Here is a 16,930-nt window from a genome sequence, read left to right as displayed (position 1 = left end):
TGCCGATGAAGGCCGAGATCCTCCAAGCGCGGCGCGAAGCCGTGCCCGCCGATGCGCCCGCCTGGGGTGCCGCCGAGTTCGAAACGAAGCTGCGCGAACGCGGTCGCGCGTACCACATCCACCACCCGTACAACCTGATGCTCAACGGCGGGCGCGCCACGCGCGAGCAGGTGCAGGGCTGGGTGGCGAACCGCTACTACTACCAGATCGCAATTCCCGTCAAGGATGCTGCGGTGCTGTCCAACTGCCCCGATCCGGCCGTGCGGCGCGGCTGGGTGCAGCGCATCCTCGACCACGACGGCTTCGAGCTCGGCGGCGTCCGCGATGCCGGCGGCATCGAAGCCTGGCTGCGCCTGGCCGAGGCGGTCGGCCTGAGTCGCGAGGAGGTCACCGACCAGCGCCACGTCACGCCCGGCGTGCGCTTCGCGGTCGACGCATACGTGAACTTCGCGCGTCGCGCACCCTGGCAGGAGGCGGTGTGCTCGTCGCTGACCGAACTGTTCGCGCCGGAGATCCACAAGCAGCGTCTCGCGACCTGGCCCGAACACTATCCGTGGATCGAGTCCGAAGGCCTGCACTACTTCCGCAGCCGCGTGAGCCAGGCGCGGCGCGATGTCGAGCAGGGCCTCTCGGTCACGCTCGCGCACTTCAGCACCCGCGCTGCGCAGGAGCGCGCGCTCGAGGTGCTGCAGTTCAAGCTCGACATCCTGTGGACCATGAACGATGCGATCGCATTGAAGTACGGGGTGTCGGCATGACGGCGCTGACGACGTCCATCCGGCCGCGCATCGGCGCTGGCTTTCGCATGCAGTGGGAGCCGGCGCAGAACTGCCATGTGCTGCTGTACCCCGAGGGCATGGTCAAGCTCAACGGCAGCGCCGGCGAGATCATGCTGCGCTGCGACGGCGAACGCAGCATCGAGGCAATCGTCGGCGAACTTGAGCTGGCGTTCAATGCCAAGGGTCTCGGGCCCGAGGTGCTGTCGTTCGTCGAGATCGCTGGCAAGCAGAAGTGGCTGACCTGGGAATGAACGCCATGAAACATCCTTTGCGGGCCGAGCGCCGGGCCGCTCCCAAGCCGGCCCGCATCCCCCCGGGGGATCGGCCGATGTATTCATCGGACGAGGGGCTGTCATGACGCCTGGCCCACCCTTGTGGCTGCTCGCCGAGCTGACCTACCGCTGTCCGCTGCACTGCGTGTTCTGCTACAACCCGATCGATTTCGCGAACCAGCCCGAGGAGCTGTCGACCGACGACTGGCTGCGGGTGCTGCGCGAAGGCCGCGAACTCGGCGCCGTGCAATGCGGCCTCTCGGGCGGCGAGCCGCTGTTGCGTGATGACCTGGAGGTGATCGTCGCCGAAGCGCGTCGCCTGGGTTACTACACCAACCTGCTGACCTCAGGCGTCGGCCTGACCGTGGAGCGGGCGCGTGCGCTCAAGGCCGCCGGCCTCGACCATGTGCAGCTCTCGTTCCAGGACTCGACCCGCGAGATGAACGACTTTCTCTCGCACACCAAGACCTTCGAGCTGAAGAACCGGGTGGCCCAGACCATCAAGGACCAGGGTTGGCCGATGGTGATGAACGTGGTGCTGCACCGCCTGAACATCGACCACATTGACCGCATCATCGGCATGGCGGCCGAGCTGGGCGCTGAGTACCTCGAACTCGCGAACACGCAGTACTACTCCTGGGCTTTCAAGAACCGGGATGCGTTGTTGCCCACGCGTGCGCAACTGCAGCACGCAGAAGCCGTGGCCGATGCCTGGCGCGTGAAGCTGGGCGACCGCATGCGCATCTTCTTCGTGGCCCCCGACTACCACGAGGGCAAGGCGAAGAAGTGTGTGAACGGCTGGGGCAGCATGTTCCTGACCGTCACGCCCGACGGCACCGCCGTGCCCTGCCACACCGCGAAAATGCTGCCCGGCCTGAGCTTCCCGAACGTGCGCGAGCACTCGGTGCGCGACATCTGGTTCGACTCCGAAGGCTTCAACCGCTACCGCGGCACCGGCTGGATGAAGGAGCCGTGTGCCAGCTGCGAACACCGCGAGGAAGACCTGGGCGGATGCCGCTGCCAGGCGTATCTGATCGCGCACGATCCGACGGTGGCCGACCCGGTGTGCGTGAAGAGCCCGCACCACGGCCTGGTGCAGGAGGCTGTGCAACGCGCCGAGGCTGGCCTGGCGACTGTCGCCGAACATCCGCTGGTGTTCCGCGACGCAAAGAACTCGCGCCGGCTGAGCGCATCGTCGACCTAGCTTCCCTCTCGGGCGTACAGCCGAGGCGCCTTCCCGACGTGGCGGCTGAAGGCAGTGCTGAACGTGCTTGTGGAGGCATAGCCGACACGCTCCGCCACCTCCGCAATTGCCAGGTCCTTGCGCAACAGCTGCTTGGCAAGCTCCATCCGCCAGGACAGCAGGTACGCCATCGGCGGAACGCCGACGGTCCGGCTGAAGCGGTCGAAGAACGCCGACCTCGAGAGGGCTGCGACGTCCGCGAGCTCGCCCACTGTCCAGGGTCGATCCACCTGCGCATGCATTTGCTGCAGCGCGGGCGCAAGGCGTTCGTCCCCCAGGCCGCACAGCAAACCCGGAGGCGCACGACCTGTCGTGCTCCACCGCATGGCTTCGATGAGCATCATGCCTGCCAGCTGCGACAGCATGAACTCGTTGCCTGGCCTTGGGTCCATGTACTCGTCGCCCAGCATCTGCACCAACTGCGCCAGGCGAGTCGCGCCCGGTACATGCACGACGCCCGGGAGCAGCGACACGATCAGCTTCGGGTTGGCGCAATCGAAGAGGAAGGCGCCCCCAAGCGACAGCATCTCGGGCTCGCCTCCCGGCGTGCCGTAGCGACGCTCGCCCGCACCGCCAGGCATTGTCTTCGGGTCGATGTGGACGGGTAGCGGCGCCGGCGTGAAGCTGGAGATGGTGAAAGGTGGCGTGGAAGGGAGCAGCACGAAGTCGCCTGCATTGAGGGTCACTTCCTCGTGCCCGTCGACGGCGAGCCTGCAGGTGCCCTTCAACATGATGCAGAAGCTCGGCTGGCCATACTCGGCGTAGCGCACCGCGTAGTCGCCCTTGCCGCTGATGAGATTGGCAAAGACGGCGCGCGGTTGCAGCAGGTGGACGACTTGGGTCAGCGGGTCACTCATCGCACGTCGCTCGTCTGGGACGGTCATTGGACACACCTTGCAGCATAGGTCTCGCGCGTCAGGCGCGTTGGGGCGCTGGGTGAGCGGCTCAACGAGCGGTCGGTTTACGCGGCCTTGGCCAGTGCCAGGGCCACGGCGTCCGGGCCTGCGGCGAAGTGCAGGCGGTTGGATGTGTCGTGGGCGGCCTGCCACACCATCTCTGCGACATCAGCCGCAGTCGTCACGGGGCCGGGGTTCGCGAACGCCGTGAAGATGGGGTCGGCGAAGGGCCGGTAGGCCTCAGGAATCAGGCCCTGCATGCGGGCGCCGCCGTTCTCGGTGAAGCGCGTGCCGGGGCCATAGCCAGGCTCGACGAGCTTGATGCGAATGCCGAAGGCACCCAGCTCATGGGCGACGGAGCCGGTGAGGCCTTCCACGGCCGTCTTGCTGGCCGTGTAGACACCGGCGAGCGGGAAGGAGGCAAGGGTGACGCTGGACGTCACGTTCACGATGACGCCGGCGCCACGCTCGCGGAACTGGGGCACCACCGCCTGCATCATGGCCATGACACCGAATGTGTTGGTATCGAAGACTTCGCGAGCAGTGCTCATCGGCGTGGCTTCAAAGGCGCCGATGACGCCGATGCCTGCGTTGTTGACGAGCACGTCGATGGGACCCGCAGCCGATAGCGCGGCGGCGATGCTCTCGGAGTTCGTGACGTCCAGCGCGATGACGCGCATGCGGTCCGACCTGGGCAGGACGTCTTCACGCGGACTACGCATGGTAGCGATGACGTTCCAGCCCTTGGCGTGGAAGTGGCGGGCGGTCTCCAGGCCATAGCCGGAAGAGCAGCCGGTGATGAGGACGGTTTTCATGGTTCGTTCCATTGGTTGAGTTGCGATGGAAAAACGATACCCAGCGAGAACCGGATTCACAATGCCGTTTAGTCCAGAAGTATTTGGCCATCGTCCAAATCAAAAAGTGCTGAATCTTGGCACGACTGGGTTGGCCGCACAGGCGTCACGCTCCGGTCACGTGGCATCGAGAGGCGGGGGCGCCGATTGGCATCCATCGAGATGGGGCGCAGCCTCAACTCACGCCGGCGTTCGTCACCGCGCATGCGCCGCCGCGCTGTGGCCCCGCCAGGCCGAGCAAGCTGGTGGGACTTTCGGCAAGCCAGTCAGCCGCCTGGCGCGACCGCTGCGCTACTGCACCAGTTGCAAGATTTCGAGCTGTTCCTCGACGGTCTCGAAGGTGCCTGTGCCTGCGGGCATCTGCATCAGCGGCTTGAGCTGCGGGTCGAACAACCACACGCTGGGATAGACCAGCATGCGGGTGCGCTCGTCGCCGATTGAACGCTGGAACTCGAGGTAGGGCAGGGACTTGTTGCCCACGCGGATGAACAGCTTGTTCGCCGTCGTCGACAGCGTGCTGCGCAGGTCGACGACGATCCAGGGTTTGAAGTGCGACACCAGTTCCCCGGCATGCTTGCCGAGGAAGTTCTCGTAGCGTCGGCAGTACGGGCAGTCGCTCGCGCCGAGGTAGACGTAAAGACGCTTGTTCTCGCGCTGGGCACGCGCCAGCGCCGGCCCGAGATCGAACTCGGCGCGCTCCGGGCCGCCGCCAGGTTCGACGACCAGTGGTTCGTAAGCGGGCGGGATGCCGAGGGCATGCGTGGCGGCGCCAAGCAGTGTGAGCAACGCGGCACAGAAAACGCGTGCCAACAGCCGACCCAGGCGGGGGCTCGCCATCATCCGACCTTCAGCGAGCCGGTGAAATGCTGCTCTTTCGAGTCGGAGACCTCGGCGCGCAGCTCGCCCGGGCCATGCGGCACGAAGTTGAAGCGCCAGGTCGGGTTCTCGCTGATCGAGAAGTCGAGATCGGCATCGAAGATCTTCCGGCCCGCATAGCTCACGGCGATGGTTCGCACGAAGTACGACGGGATGAACATCACCGTCACGTTGTTCAGCTCGAAGCCGGTGTCGTTCGGGTGGATCACCGTCACATCGGCGGTGGTCGGTGCGTCCATCGTCGGTGGCCCGGGAAGCTTGAAGATCGTCCTGCCGATCAGCTCGGGGGTGTCACGGTTCGGCGGCGCGGAACAGCCGCCGGAGGTCTTCACGTAGCGTGAGTCCATGTGCAGCTCGCCGTTCGACAGCTCGCTGACGACGCGCACGTGGCTGTACTCGTCGACCCGCAGACGCGTCTCGAAATCGGCCTGGCCGACTTCCGGTGTCAGTTCGAGCGTGGCAGCCAGTGGCGACGGGTTCTTGTCGACGAGCAGGTGCATGCGCTTCACGTACAGCTCCGGCGTCTGCGGCAATTGCGAGACGATCTTCACCGGCACCGCTGCGCCGTAGGCGGCACGCAGCGGTGCGATCAACTGCACGCGGCTGGCAGCACCGGTGGTGATCGGCCGGGTGCCGAAAATCCGGCCGCGCAGCAGCTCCCATTCGGGCGAGAGATCGGCCGGGCCGGTGTTGCTCGGCAGGCCGCCGATGGCCGCGCGCACCGAGGGCGCCATCGCGAGCGGCAGGGCGCCCACGCCGAGCATGAAGGCGCGGCGCTGGCGATGGGTGAGATGGAGGGGAAGGGGCTTGATCGGCGGCGGCATGACTTCGAAACTCCTACTTCAACAGCTGCTCGCGCTCATAGCGCAGGTAGACCAGGGCCGCATTGCGCCTGTGCACCGTGGCGTACTGGTCCCAGGCTGCGAACTCGGGCAGCGCGGTGGCGTCAGGCACCTCGCTCAACGGCGCGCCGGCCGTCAGCAGCGCACGCACGCGCGTCGTCAGCTGATCCAGGTAGCGCTCGGTCTGCGTGACCAGCCGCTTGGTGCCGGCCGGTCCGTGGCCGGGCACGATGACTTCCAGCGGCAGCGCCTGCAGCGTGTGCAGCGCCTCGCCCCAGGCCGGCAGGTCGCTGTCGAACACATCCGGAATGCGCTGGGCATCCAGCAGGCCGCCTGCGAACAGCGTGCCGGTGACCGGGTCGAACACGGCGACATCGCCGGGGCCGCTGGAATGGCCGAAATACAGCACCTGGATCGACCGACCGATCAGCGTGGCCGCGTCGAGGCCGGGCGGGGTGGTGAAGCGGATGTCGGGCTCGAACATCGTCGTGCCGCGCATCTCGTCTTCCCCCAGGGTCGCACGCAGGGTCTTCAGGCAGGTTTCGCAACGTGAGGCCATCAGGCCGGCGGCGGCTTGATGCATCGCGACCGGAATGCCTTGCTCGCGGAACGCCGCAGCGCCGAACAGGAACTCCTGCCGCGTGTGCGTGACGATGGCCAGGCGCACCGGCTTGTCGGTCACGCTGCGGATCGCATCGAGCAGCGCGCGGCCGTGCCGATACGAGGTGCCGGTGTCGATCACCAGCACGCCTTTGCGGCCGACGATGAAACCGGTGTTGCCCACGCGGCCCAGGTTCGCGCCGTCCGGCTCGCCGCCGGTGCCCGCTACCATGTAGACGCCGGACGCCAGTTCGATCGGATCCAGCGCAGCGGCCCGCGCCGTCATCGCGGCACAGGCGAGCAGGGCCGCGGCCAGCCAGCAACTCGCCGTGCGCGAAAGGGCACGCATGGGCGTCACGCTACTTGGCCTCGACGAGCTTCTTCAGGTTGGCCAGCCCGCTCTGGTACACCTCGGTCACGGCTTTCATGGCGGCCTCGTCGTTCTGTTCGGGAGGAGGGTCGTTGTGCATGTAGGCGCGGTAGAAGGCCCCGCGCCATTCGACGGTCGAGGTGTTGCCCTCGCCGGTCACGGTGATCGTCGAGGTGTAGTTCGAGACCGGCAGCGCACTGCCGTCTTTCAGGCGGTAGCTGTAGCGCATCTGCGCGTCGTCGTAGCGTTCCAGCGTCTCGACCAGCGCGCCACCCCCCTTCAGCGCGACCTTGCGCTCCGAGCCTTCGGCGTTGCCCTTGTCGGCCGGGCTGGATTCGACGGCCGGGTGCCAGTCTTTCAGCGCGTCGAAATTCTTGATCTTGGCCCAGACCACCGCAGCGGGTGCGTCGATCTTGATGGTCTCGACGGCCTTCTGGCGCGTCGGCCCGTGGGCGATGGCGGGCAATGACACCGCACTGCCGAGAACGGCGATGGCAAGCGCTGGTTGAAGCCATCGACTGGCGAATCTCAGAAACATGGGGAAGGGCCTCCGGTGGTGGAGTGGTTGAAGATCATGGTGGATTCATGTTGGATTCATGGTGTCGGTGGCGAGCCGATGAAGGCCCCGAAGCCGCGGCTGTTCCTGCCGGTGGCGATGCGGGCCAGCGTGCGGCCGCTGGTGGCGTCGAGCACGCTCACGTCGTCGTCCATCCAGTTGACGACGTAGACGCGGTCGGCGTGCACGGCCACCCCTTCGGGGTAGCCGAAGCCTGGCAGCGTGCGCACGGTCTCGAGCCGCTGCACGTCGACGACGCTGACGCTGTCGTCGTGCTGGTTGGTCACATACAGCAAAGCACCGTCGCGGGTCAGCGCCGCGCCGTAGGGCGCCTTGCCGACCTTGACGGTGGCAATCACCTCGAGCCGGCGCGTGTCGATCACCGAGATGTCGTCGCTGAGCACGTTGAGCGCATAGAGCCGCTCGCGGGCGGTGTCGACCAGCAGCGCGAACGGATGGGTGCCGACCTTGACGCGGCCACGCACGCGCGAGGTGGCGATGTCGATCGCGGCAATGCTGTCGTCGTCGCGTTCGGCCACGAAGACGGTTGCGCCGGCAGCGTCGACCGCCACGCCCGCAGGCGCGCGGCCGACCTCGATCGTGGGCAGCGCAGTGCCCGCCGCGGTATCGAACACCAGCAGCCGGTTCGCGTACCAGTCGGCCACGAACAGGCGCGAGCCGTCGGGCGATGCGTCCATGCCGACAGGGCCGCTGCCGGCCGCCAGCGTGCCCACCACGCGTTGCGTGCGCATGTCGATCACCGAGATCGTCTTGCTGTCCGGGTTGGACACGAACACCTTGCCAGCGCGGCTCGACGCCACCACACCCGCCGGCGCCAGGCCGACAGGCACCGTGGTGACGACGCGCTGCGAGGCCAGGTCGATCACCGAGACATCGTTGCTGCCCTGGTTCGTGATGTAGGCGAACGGTGTGGCGAAGCCGGGCGTACCGGTGCCGAGGAGCCAGAGTGACAGTGCGGTGACCGTGGCGGCGTGGCGCATTCGTTCAGGCGGCGGACGGCGTCACGTCGAGGCTGCTCTTCCATGTGGCCTGGTGCGAGTCGACAACCTCGGCCGTGAGCCGGCCCGGCGCGTTGGGTATGAAGTAGAAGCGCAGGTTCGGGTTCTCGCTGATCGAGAAATCCAGATCGGCCGACAGCACCGGCTGGCCGGCGTAGGAGACCTTGACCGTGCGCACGAAGCGGCGCGGTGTGTAGGTGCGGGTCAGCTGGTCCATGACCATGCCGGAGTCGTTCGGGTGGCTGATCATCAGCTGCGCCAGAGTGGGCTGGTGCAGCACGACCTGGCCGTCGACGCGCATCTTGATCTTGCCCAGCGATGCGAGCGCGGCCTGCGGATCCTTGCCCGGCGGCGCCGAACAGCCGCCGGAGGCCTTGACAAAGCGCGTGCGCATCAGCAGCCGCCCGTCGTTGGTTTCGGCGATCGCGCGCACGAAGGTGTATTCGTCGATGCGCACGCGGGTTTCGACATCGGCCCGGCCGCTGTTCGGCGTGAACGAGAAGATCGCCGAGATCGGCGACGGGTTGTTGTCGATCACGAGGTACAGTTTTTCGACGTAGCTCGAGGCCGTGTGCGGCAGCTTCGCGCGCATCGCGACCGGCACCACAGCGGCGTCTTCGGCGCGCACCGGTGTGTCAAGCACCAGGGCTTCGTCGCCGACCTCCTGGATGGGGCGGGAATCGAACAGGCTGGCGCGCACCTTCTGCCAGATCTCGCTCGCCTGCGGGTCATCGCCGGACATGATCGCGGCGCGCGCATCGCGCAGGCCACCGAGTGCCAGCGAGGCGATCAACGCGCCGCCGGTGGCGCTGGCTTCGCGTCGTGTCATTCGGCTCAGTCGTGTCGCATGGCGTGTCATCGTTGCACCTCAGTCTTCCCACTCCAGCTCTGCAAACGCTGCAGTGACGTTGCGACGGTGGAAGCGTTCGGCGAGCTGCCATGGGGTGGCAGCCTGAATGCCGACGGTGTCGACCGCCTGGGGCAGTGTCTTGCGGGCCTTGAGCGCCGCGCGGGTTTCGCGCAGCAGCGCCTCAAGATACGCCTGTTGCGGCTTCCACGCATCCGGGCCACCGGCCAGGGTGGGGCCGTGGCCAGGCACGATCCGGGCTGCATCGACTTTCGCGAGCTGCTGCATGGTCGCGAGCCAGCCGAGCAGGCTGCCGTCGATGACCGGGATGTGCTGCACGAACAGCAGGTCGGAGGTGAACAGCGTGCGCGATGTCGGGTCGTACACGGTGAGGTCGTTGTCGGTGTGCGCGGTTGGCCAAGTCTGCAGCACGATGACGCGGTCGCCGAGGTCCAGTTCGCGGGTTCCGTCCACCGCAAGCGTCGGATGCACCATTGCGCCCGGTGCGACGCTGACGCCGAAATCGCGCGCCAGCGCGTTCAGGAAGTAGGGTTCGCGCGCGGCCATCGCCGCGTTGAACTTCGCGCTCGCGACGAAGCGCGTGTCAGGGCCGACGAAGGCGGCGTTGCCGAGCACGTGGTCGGGATGGGCGTGGGTGTTGATCACGAAGCAGACCGGCAGGCGGGTGATGCGCTCGATGGCCGCGCGCCAACGCTGGCCGACCTGCGGGGTGCCGCCGCTGTCGATCACCGCGACGCAGCGGCTGCCGACAACGAGGCCGAGATTTGCGACGTCACCGCCGTTGCCCGGCAGCCAGTCCTCGACCAGCCCCGCATGCACGTACACGCCTGGTGCGATCTCGGCCACACCGAGCCGCGGCGCATCGGCCACGCCTTGCGCGGCCGTGACCCCATGCAGCAAGGCAGCCAGCAGCAGGGCGGTCGCGTAGCGGTGCAGGGCGGGTCGCATGGTTGGCAAAAGAGGCGATGCCTTCGGGGCTACTTGGCGTCCTTGATGAAGCAGCTCTTTTTCACCTTCGCCTGCAGCTCGCGATACTTCTTCAGTTCGGGTTGCAGCCCAGGCGTGTCGCGGATCGTGTTGCCGCGTTCGCCACCGATCGTCATGCCATTGCTGATCGTCTGCATCGTCGTGTACTCGTCGTAGTTGACCTGCTCGGCGAGTGCATCCACCGCACAGGCGCATTTGTTGACCATCTCGAAATACGGACCTGGGTTCGCGCGGATGCAGTCCTCCACGAACAGCACGCGGGCCGAGGTCGGGTAGTCGTTCGCAGCGTGCGCGGTACCGCTGGCGACCAGCAGTGCGGCGAGCAGGGTTGCGCTTGAAGTCGAAGAGCGCAGGCGGGCGTGGTTCATGGCGTGTCCGTGGAATCGGTAGAAGCTGATGGTGACGAAGGCGAAGGGCAGCAGCGTGGGCCGCCGTCAGGCGCCAGGCTTTGGCGGCGTGGGCTCCGCCCCTTCGATGAGCAACTCGTCGGCGACCAGCGGAGGCGCATCCGCGCCCTTGGCAGCATCGGTGATCACCGAGCGGATGGCGTAGACGCCGCCCGGCACGGCGTCCGACATCGTGAACACATAGCGCTTGTTCGAGAGCTGTTCGAAGCGCGGGCGGTTCGGGTCGTCGCGGTAAGGGTCGATCGTGAACTCCTGGCCCGCGACTGCGTTGCCGCGGTAGCGCAGCGTCACCGCGCGTTGCTGTGCGCCCTGGTAAATCGCCATGCGGATGCGCTTGCGAAAGTAGGCTTGCTTGCCCTTTGTCAGCCGTTCCATCTCGCGCACGTCGCGTTCGAGGAAGTACAGCATCACCGGGTTGCCGATGACCCCCTCGACCGGCGGCAGCACCACGGCGTGCTCGCCGCTGAGGAAGTCGCCGCTCGCGTCGCAGCACTGGCCGTTCGCCTGCGCCTTCAGCGAGATCGACACCTTGTCGTCAAAGCCAGGCTCCAGGCTGCCGCTGCGATGGAATGCGTAGTGCAGCGTCATCGGCGGGCGCAGCTTGGTGAACTGATTCGTCATGAACAGCGCGCGCTCGGCGGCAGAGAAATCCTTGGGCGCGTCTTCGGCGTGAACGGGGGGGCCCGGCAGCGCAAAGCTTGCGATGGCTGCGGCGACGAGGGTGGTCTTGAGGCGATGAGAGAACGAGGTCATGAGCGGTGAGTTCGCATCAATGGCGGCAAGAATTGCCTGCCACATGGGTTTCGGGTTGGGAGTCGTGCGGCAGTGCGAGGCGTTGGAGTTCGCTTCGCGCCGCCGCATAGTCGGGCGCGATCGCAAGCGAGCATTCCAGCGCAATGCGCGCATCGCGCGGCTGCTCCAGGCGTGAGAGGGCGAGGCCTAGCAGGTACCAGGGCTCCGGGTCGCCCGCGTCGAGTTGGGTCCAGTCGGCTGCCAGCGGCTGCAGCCCACGCCAGTTGCCCTCGACTTCGAGCGCAGCGGCCCGCAGGAAGGTCGGTTGCGCGTCGGCCAGCCGCTCCCAGAAGGCGAGTTCGCCGCGCGCGAGCGGGCCGATCTGTTGCGCTGGCTCGTTGTCGATGCGCGGCCGTGCGAGCCATTCGACCGGTGCCGCGAAGTAGTGGGCGTTGCCGCCGCGCAGGCGGAAGGTCAGGATGCCGACGAGATTGAAGTCGGCGTCGAACAGCCCGCCGCCGCTCGCTCCGGAACTGAAGAAGTTGGAGGTCTGGATGACGCGGGCGCCGTCCATCCGGTGCAGCGCCAGCACTTCGCCGCTGCTGCCCTGGAACGCGCCCGCCGTGTGGCCGACGGCCGTGACGACCTGGCCGACCGTCAATCGTCCTGCCGAGCCCAGCGCCACCGCGCGGCTGCCCTCGATGCCGCGCACATGCAGCAGACACAGGTCGTGGTATGCGTCGACCTGCTGCGACTCGGCTGGCAGCCGCAGCCCGCCCTGCAGCACCGAGACCAATCGCGCATCCCGCGTGACATGGCAGTTGGTCACAACGCGGTCCGCGCCGATCACCACGCCGGAGCCGAGCGAATAACCGCCCTGGGTGCGCATCACCTCGACCTTCAGCACGCTGGTCGAGAGCCGGATCAGCGTGGCTGCGTCGGGCTCGGCGAATGCGGTCTCGGGCAGCAACAAGCCCCACAGCACCAGGGCCAGCAGGAACCACGTTGCCGTCGCCCGGCCTGCGCTGGCGCCCGTGCTGATGAACCGGCGGTGCATTCGCTGGTACTCAGTTCTTCGGCGCCCTGTACGAAGCATCGACCATCGGCACGCCGTACGCCTTCAGGATCGTCTCGATCTCCGCTTGGCGCGACTCGATCAACCCTTCGACTTGCTGCTTCCACTCGCGCTCGCCGAAGCGCACGCCCATCGCCATCTGGTAGTCGAGCTTCAGGCCCGGCTCCGACTTCAATGGCAACACGACCAGCTGCGGTGACTTCACGCGTTGCGCGAAGTAGCCGGCGATCGGCCCCCAGACGATGGCGGCGTCAAGCTTGCCCTGCGCGAGATCTTTCTCGATGATCTCGCCCGGGTATTGCTGCGGGTCCGCATTCATCATCTGGTAGGGAACGCCGTTCTCCAGCAATTGGTGCCTGGACAACCACTCCCCTGCCGGAGATCGGTCGTACACGCCGATGCGCAGCGAGCGCAGCTTTTCGGGGCCGAGTGCGAGGAACGCGTCGACGGTGGTGACGTCGTCCAGGCCCTTGCCTCTCGGGAACACCAGCGCATAGGTCGAACGATAGTAAGGCTTTGTGACCGAGACGCCTTCGTCGAACCCCACCGGCACGCCGATGATGATGTCGCAAGGGTAGTCCTGGCCCGGCAGCTTGTAGCGCAGCGTGTTGCGGACGAACGCCAGCCGCTGCGGGAAAGAGTAGTAGGTGACCGGCAGATTCAGCGCCTTGCCGAAGACCTCCGCGATGCGGTTCTCGATGCCCTCTCCCTTGGTGTTGGAGAACGGCAGGTTGTTCGGGTCCTGGCAGACGCGAAGTTCGGTCCGCTTCGGTGGTGCCTCCTGCGCCGCGACACTGGTTGAGAGCGCCGCGAGCGCAGCCGCGACACTCAGGAAGGCCACACAAGCATTGCGAGGCGACCTGGATTGGCTCATTGCATCGCCTCGACACGCGCTTTCGTGATCGCGCCGTCCGAGCGACCCTTCAGGTAGCTGTAGAGCTGGTCGATGTTCTTCATCACTTCCGGATTGCCGCCGAATGGGACCATCTGCGTGTTCGGCCGGCCGTTCTTGACGGTCTGGACGAAATCGTCTTTCGAGAGGGTCTTCAAACTGTTGATCAGTGACGGGCCGACCAGGCCTTCCTGGTTCGCACCGTGGCAACGGTCGCAGGCGGCGGAGCGCCAGGTCTTGAAGCCGACCAGGGTGTTGGCGTCGACCTTGTAGCCGTCCACCACCGTGTAGGGCTTGGCACCGGCGGCAGGCGCAGGCGCAGATGCGGTCTGGGCGAACGTCGTCAGGGTCGAGGCGAGCAACATGGCAGCGCCGAGGGTCTTGAAGTGCTTCATGGGATGTTGAATGAATCAAAAAAATGGGGAAGGCGTTCCTGCGAAAGCCCTCCCCCTTGTCAGGCGCGCGCCGAGTATGTTCAAGGCTGCGCTGCCTATTGCTGCCTCAGTTCGGCAGCGCGAACACCGTCAACGAGCCACCCAGTTCGGTGTACTTCGCCAGCTCGCGGTAGCCGCCCACGGCGCCCAGGCCATCCTGGTCCTTCTCGAGACCTGCGGCCATGCCGATGCCGGCCCAGCCACCGATGCCCGAGAACACGCCGATGTACTGCTTGCCCTTGTGCATGTACGAGAACACGTTGCCGATGATCCCGGAAGGCGTCTTGAACTTGAACAGTTCCTTGTTGATGTCCTTCTTGTCGACGCACTTCAGGTAGCCCTCGAGCGTGCCATAGCAGGAGATGCCGCCCGCTGTGTTGAGCGCGCCGCTCCAGACCGAGAACTTCTCGGAATGGCTCTGCACGATCTTGCCGGCGCTGGCGTCCCAGGTGATGTAGTTGCCCATGCCGCCATGGCTGCCCGGCGCCGGGTACATCGACAGCGTCGCACCCACGTACGGCTGGCCCGCGGTGTACTCCACCTTGAACGGCTCATAGTCCATGCAGACGTGGTTCGTCGGCACGTAGAAGAGCTTGGTCTCGGGGTCGTAGGATGCCGGCTGCTGGTCCTTGCTGCCCAACGCCGCCGGGCAGATGCCCTTGGTGTTGACGTCAGGACCGCCCTTCGCGGTGGAGTACTTCGCGACCACTTGCGGCCGACCGGTCTTCATGTCGACGTGGGTGGCCCAGTTCACTTGCGGGTCATACTTCTCGGCCACCAGCAGGGCGCCGGTGACGCGGTCCATGGTGTACGCAAAGCCGTTGCGGTCGAAGTGAACGAGTGCCTTGGTCGGCTTGCCCTTCACGTTGATGTCGGCCAGGATCATCTCGTTGATGCCGTCGAAGTCCCACTCGTCGTACGGCGTCATCTGGTAGACCCACTTGGCCACGCCGGTGTCGACATCACGAGCCCAGATGGTCATAGACCACTTGTTATCGCCAGGCCGCTGCGCCGGGTTCCAGGTCGACGGGTTGCCGCTGCCGTAGTACATCAGGTTCAGCGCCTTGTCGTAGCTGTACCAGCCCCAGGTCGTGCCACCACCGGTCTTCCATTGATCGCCCTTCCAGGTCTTCAACGAAGAGTCGGGGCCCACCGGCGCCATCTTGCCGTCGGTCCAGGTCATGGTCTTGGCCGGGTCCATCAGCATCTCGGCGTCAGGGCCCACGCTGTAGCCCTTCCAGGCCAGCTTGCCGTCCGACAGGTTGTAGGCGGCGATGAAGCCGCGCACCCCCCACTCGCCGCCGCTGATGCCGGTGATGACCTTGTCCTTGAAGATGTGTGGCGCGTTGGTGTTCACTGCACCGAGCTTCGGGTCGCCGTTCTTGACGCTCCAGACCACCTTGCCGGTTTTCGCGTCCAGCGCCACCAGCGTGCTGTCGGCCTGCTGCAGGATCACCTTGCCCTCGGCATAGGCGACGCCACGGTTGACCGTGTCGCAACACATTTGCGCAATCACCGCCGGGTCTTGCTTGGGCTCGTACTTCCAGATCATCTCCTGGGTATCGAGGTTCAGCGCGTACACCTTGTTCGGGAACGGCGAGGTCATGTACATGACACCGTCGATCACCAGCGGCGAACCTTCGTGGCCGCGCAGCACGCCGGTCGAGAAGGTCCAGGCGACCTGCATCTTGCCGACGTTGCCAGTGTTGATCTGCTTCAACTGGGAGAAGCGCTGGTTGTACATGTCTCCCGCTTGCATGGCCCAGTTGCTGGAGTTCGCGATGTTCTTCTCTACGTCGGCGTTGGCAGACGCCAACATCGGTAGAGCGAGCAACGCGAGCCCCAGGTGCAGCACGAGGCTTGCGCCCGATTGCCGAGGAATTCTCATCGATGTCTCCTTGCTTTTGAGGTGGTCTTCAGTCTTGCGAAGGTCACCACCGAAACCCCCGCACGAACCGTCTGGCGAGGGATCAAATCGCAACATCCATGCCTGTCGAAAAATCGTCTCGGACTCACTCGCCTCAATGCGCCGGACCACCTCAACACAACGTGCCAGCCACTGCTTTCGCACTAGGCGAAACCCTGCCTTATCGACTTGAGTTTTTGCCAAACGTGATCGGGTCCGCGTTCGTCCCAGGCCCCGCGCCGTTCGAAATTCGGGAAATCCCTTGGATGTCTCACCCGCGTCGCGCGACGCCGCATGGCGCCATCGCGTGCCGGCTCTGCGCATCGCGCAACGCTTGTCGTCACTTTTGGCGCAGAGTGTTCCACTGCGCCTTCGACCGAAGGGCGCAGCGCCTTGTTGCGCTGCAGTGATGAGTGCAAACGCTCGTTCAAGGGCGCGGAAGTTGCAGTACCGTCTGACCCGAAGACGTCGCGCTGAACACTTTGTTCATGGCGACCTGGAACCCCCGACCTTCATGCTGCGAACCACCGATCTCACGAAACGCTACGGTCAGACCATCGCATTGAAATCCTTGACGCTGCAGATCGGTCGCGGCGAGTTCGTTGCGTTGCTGGGCCCCAACGGCGCCGGCAAGTCCACGCTGTTCCAGGTGCTCACGGGCTTGTTCGCGGCCGACGGCGGCGAGGTCGAAGTGGCCGGCCATTCGCTGCGGCATTCGGCGCGCATCGCGTTGCGCCACATCGGCGTCGTATTCCAGCAGATCGCGCTCGACCTGGACTTGAGCATCCGGCGCAACCTGCTGTTCCAGGCGGATCTGCAGGGCGTGCCGCGTCGCGTCGCGCTGGCGCGCATCGAGGCTGGCTGCGCGCGCCTCGGCTTGCCCGCCGATCTGGACCGAAAGGTGCGCGAGCTCTCAGGCGGCAATCGGCGAAAGGTGGAACTCGTGCGCGCCGGGCTGCACCAACCCTCAGTGCTGCTGATGGACGAAGCCACCGTGGGCCTGGACCCGAAGTCGCGCCGCGACCTGCTGCAGGCCTTGCACGCCGATGTGCGCGAGCGCGGCGTAAGCGTGCTGTGGGCGACCCACTGGGTCGAGGAGGCCGAGGGCGCCGACCGTGTGCTGGTGCTGCACCAGGGAGCGTTGCTGGCCGATGGCACGCCCGCCGAGGTGACCCGCGCGCTCGGCGAGGCGACGCTCGAAGCGGGCTTCATCAAGCGGACCTCATGAGCGCCCCCAGACCTGCCGCTACGCGTCAGGCCCCCCGAGGGGGTCAAGAAAACTTGGGGCTGCCCTGCGTCTTCTCATGAGCGCCCCACAAGAA

General features: G+C 66.1%; 19 protein-coding genes. 4 read left to right on the top strand and 15 right to left on the bottom strand.

The genetic code is table 11. The features are described from left to right. The first annotated feature begins 5 nt into the window (after positions 1–5). The 3 genes from pqqC to pqqE all read left to right on the top strand — a co-directional run bounded on the left by pqqC (position 6) and on the right by pqqE (position 2,255). Positions 6–758, top strand: a complete 753-nt coding sequence (gene pqqC / locus LRH25_RS20405) for a pyrroloquinoline-quinone synthase PqqC (protein WP_141288177.1) — start codon at positions 6–8, stop codon at positions 756–758. Then, positions 755–1,030 carry a pyrroloquinoline quinone biosynthesis peptide chaperone PqqD gene (pqqD, locus tag LRH25_RS20400; protein ID WP_141288178.1) on the top strand — a complete coding sequence of 92 codons (276 nt, stop codon included), beginning with the start codon at positions 755–757 and terminating at the stop codon, positions 1,028–1,030. The genes pqqC and pqqD overlap by 4 nt, the downstream gene beginning before the upstream one ends. A gap of 103 nt (positions 1,031–1,133) precedes the next feature. Further along, positions 1,134–2,255 carry a pyrroloquinoline quinone biosynthesis protein PqqE gene (pqqE, locus tag LRH25_RS20395; RefSeq protein ID WP_141288179.1) on the top strand — a complete coding sequence of 374 codons (1,122 nt, stop codon included), beginning with the start codon at positions 1,134–1,136 and terminating at the stop codon, positions 2,253–2,255. Here the strand turns inward: pqqE and LRH25_RS20390 are convergent. The 15 genes from LRH25_RS20390 to LRH25_RS20320 all read right to left on the bottom strand — a co-directional run bounded on the left by LRH25_RS20390 (position 2,252) and on the right by LRH25_RS20320 (position 15,521). Then, positions 2,252–3,151 carry an AraC family transcriptional regulator gene (locus LRH25_RS20390; protein WP_141288180.1) on the bottom strand — a complete coding sequence of 300 codons (900 nt, stop codon included), beginning with the start codon at positions 3,149–3,151 and terminating at the stop codon, positions 2,252–2,254. The two genes, pqqE and LRH25_RS20390, sit on opposite strands and share 4 nt — an antisense overlap. Positions 3,152–3,255: 104 nt before the next feature. Beyond that, positions 3,256–4,005, bottom strand: coding sequence for an SDR family oxidoreductase (locus LRH25_RS20385; protein ID WP_141288181.1), 750 nt, complete (start codon positions 4,003–4,005; stop codon positions 3,256–3,258). A gap of 330 nt (positions 4,006–4,335) precedes the next feature. Then, positions 4,336–4,830 (bottom strand): thioredoxin domain-containing protein, encoded by a 495-nt coding sequence (locus LRH25_RS20380; protein ID WP_231012081.1) that lies wholly within the window; start codon positions 4,828–4,830, stop codon positions 4,336–4,338. 50 nt (positions 4,831–4,880) lie between these two features. Then, complete coding sequence (locus LRH25_RS20375) at positions 4,881–5,744, bottom strand: quinoprotein dehydrogenase-associated SoxYZ-like carrier (protein ID WP_231012079.1); 864 nt, start codon at positions 5,742–5,744, stop codon at positions 4,881–4,883. 13 nt (positions 5,745–5,757) lie between these two features. After that, entirely contained in the window at positions 5,758–6,711 is a 954-nt protein-coding gene (locus LRH25_RS20370; RefSeq protein ID WP_141287073.1) for an MBL fold metallo-hydrolase, read from the bottom strand. Between the two features lie 10 nt (positions 6,712–6,721). Further along, positions 6,722–7,204, bottom strand: a complete 483-nt coding sequence (locus LRH25_RS20365) for an SRPBCC family protein (protein ID WP_231012078.1) — start codon at positions 7,202–7,204, stop codon at positions 6,722–6,724. Positions 7,205–7,326: 122 nt separating this feature from the next. Next, positions 7,327–8,289: a YVTN family beta-propeller repeat protein gene (locus LRH25_RS20360; protein ID WP_141287069.1), complete on the bottom strand. Its 963-nt coding sequence runs from the start codon at positions 8,287–8,289 to the stop codon at positions 7,327–7,329. Positions 8,290–8,293: 4 nt separating this feature from the next. Further along, positions 8,294–9,136, bottom strand: coding sequence for a quinoprotein dehydrogenase-associated SoxYZ-like carrier (locus tag LRH25_RS20355; protein WP_231012077.1), 843 nt, complete (start codon positions 9,134–9,136; stop codon positions 8,294–8,296). Between the two features lie 39 nt (positions 9,137–9,175). Beyond that, complete coding sequence (locus LRH25_RS20350; protein WP_211361346.1) at positions 9,176–10,075, bottom strand: quinoprotein relay system zinc metallohydrolase 2; 900 nt, start codon at positions 10,073–10,075, stop codon at positions 9,176–9,178. Between the two features lie 77 nt (positions 10,076–10,152). After that, on the bottom strand, positions 10,153–10,530 hold the full coding sequence (locus LRH25_RS20345) for a hypothetical protein (RefSeq protein ID WP_211361345.1): 378 nt from the start codon (positions 10,528–10,530) through the stop codon (positions 10,153–10,155). A 66-nt stretch (positions 10,531–10,596) separates the two neighbouring features. After that, a complete protein-coding gene (locus LRH25_RS20340; RefSeq protein ID WP_141287065.1) occupies positions 10,597–11,322 on the bottom strand; it encodes a hypothetical protein in 726 nt (241 codons plus the stop codon). Positions 11,323–11,338: 16 nt separating this feature from the next. Next, on the bottom strand, positions 11,339–12,358 hold the full coding sequence (locus LRH25_RS20335; protein ID WP_170200816.1) for a S1C family serine protease: 1,020 nt from the start codon (positions 12,356–12,358) through the stop codon (positions 11,339–11,341). 10 nt (positions 12,359–12,368) lie between these two features. Further along, on the bottom strand, positions 12,369–13,217 hold the full coding sequence (locus LRH25_RS20330) for a substrate-binding domain-containing protein (protein WP_231012076.1): 849 nt from the start codon (positions 13,215–13,217) through the stop codon (positions 12,369–12,371). Positions 13,218–13,246: 29 nt separating this feature from the next. Next, a complete protein-coding gene (locus LRH25_RS20325) occupies positions 13,247–13,663 on the bottom strand; it encodes a c-type cytochrome (protein ID WP_141287060.1) in 417 nt (138 codons plus the stop codon). Between the two features lie 106 nt (positions 13,664–13,769). Then, entirely contained in the window at positions 13,770–15,521 is a 1,752-nt protein-coding gene (locus tag LRH25_RS20320) for a methanol/ethanol family PQQ-dependent dehydrogenase (protein ID WP_231012134.1), read from the bottom strand. A gap of 601 nt (positions 15,522–16,122) precedes the next feature. Between LRH25_RS20320 and pedB the strand changes: the two genes are divergently transcribed. Further along, entirely contained in the window at positions 16,123–16,836 is a 714-nt protein-coding gene (pedB, locus tag LRH25_RS20315) for a lanthanide ABC transporter ATP-binding protein PedB/LutE (protein ID WP_141287056.1), read from the top strand. The last annotated feature ends 94 nt before the right edge of the window (positions 16,837–16,930 follow it).

Source organism: Ideonella azotifigens (genome assembly GCF_021043325.1).
GTDB classification, from domain to species: Bacteria; Pseudomonadota; Gammaproteobacteria; order Burkholderiales; family Burkholderiaceae_C; genus Ideonella; species Ideonella azotifigens.
Note: the sequence above shows the minus strand (reverse complement) of the source record. Positions and strands in the feature narration are given on the sequence as shown.

Bases quoted from the DNA above. Each gene is read 5' to 3' on its own strand.
- LRH25_RS20385 (WP_141288181.1), bottom strand. From the start codon at position 4,005: ATGAAAACCGTCCTCATCACCGGCTGCTCTTCCGGCTATGGCCTGGAG.
- LRH25_RS20335 (WP_170200816.1), bottom strand. From the start codon at position 12,358: ATGCACCGCCGGTTCATCAGCACGGGCGCCAGCGCAGGCCGGGCGACG.
- LRH25_RS20390 (WP_141288180.1), bottom strand. From the start codon at position 3,151: ATGAGTGACCCGCTGACCCAAGTCGTCCACCTGCTGCAACCGCGCGCC.
- pqqE (WP_141288179.1), top strand. From the start codon at position 1,134: ATGACGCCTGGCCCACCCTTGTGGCTGCTCGCCGAGCTGACCTACCGC.
- pedB (WP_141287056.1), top strand. From the start codon at position 16,123: ATGCTGCGAACCACCGATCTCACGAAACGCTACGGTCAGACCATCGCA.
- pqqC (WP_141288177.1), top strand. From the start codon at position 6: ATGAAGGCCGAGATCCTCCAAGCGCGGCGCGAAGCCGTGCCCGCCGAT.
- LRH25_RS20345 (WP_211361345.1), bottom strand. From the start codon at position 10,530: ATGAACCACGCCCGCCTGCGCTCTTCGACTTCAAGCGCAACCCTGCTC.
- LRH25_RS20360 (WP_141287069.1), bottom strand. From the start codon at position 8,289: ATGCGCCACGCCGCCACGGTCACCGCACTGTCACTCTGGCTCCTCGGC.
- LRH25_RS20370 (WP_141287073.1), bottom strand. From the start codon at position 6,711: ATGCGTGCCCTTTCGCGCACGGCGAGTTGCTGGCTGGCCGCGGCCCTG.
- pqqD (WP_141288178.1), top strand. From the start codon at position 755: ATGACGGCGCTGACGACGTCCATCCGGCCGCGCATCGGCGCTGGCTTT.
- LRH25_RS20325 (WP_141287060.1), bottom strand. From the start codon at position 13,663: ATGAAGCACTTCAAGACCCTCGGCGCTGCCATGTTGCTCGCCTCGACC.
- LRH25_RS20320 (WP_231012134.1), bottom strand. From the start codon at position 15,521: ATGTTGGCGTCTGCCAACGCCGACGTAGAGAAGAACATCGCGAACTCC.
- LRH25_RS20355 (WP_231012077.1), bottom strand. From the start codon at position 9,136: ATGACACGACGCGAAGCCAGCGCCACCGGCGGCGCGTTGATCGCCTCG.
- LRH25_RS20340 (WP_141287065.1), bottom strand. From the start codon at position 11,322: ATGACCTCGTTCTCTCATCGCCTCAAGACCACCCTCGTCGCCGCAGCC.
- LRH25_RS20375 (WP_231012079.1), bottom strand. From the start codon at position 5,744: ATGCCGCCGCCGATCAAGCCCCTTCCCCTCCATCTCACCCATCGCCAG.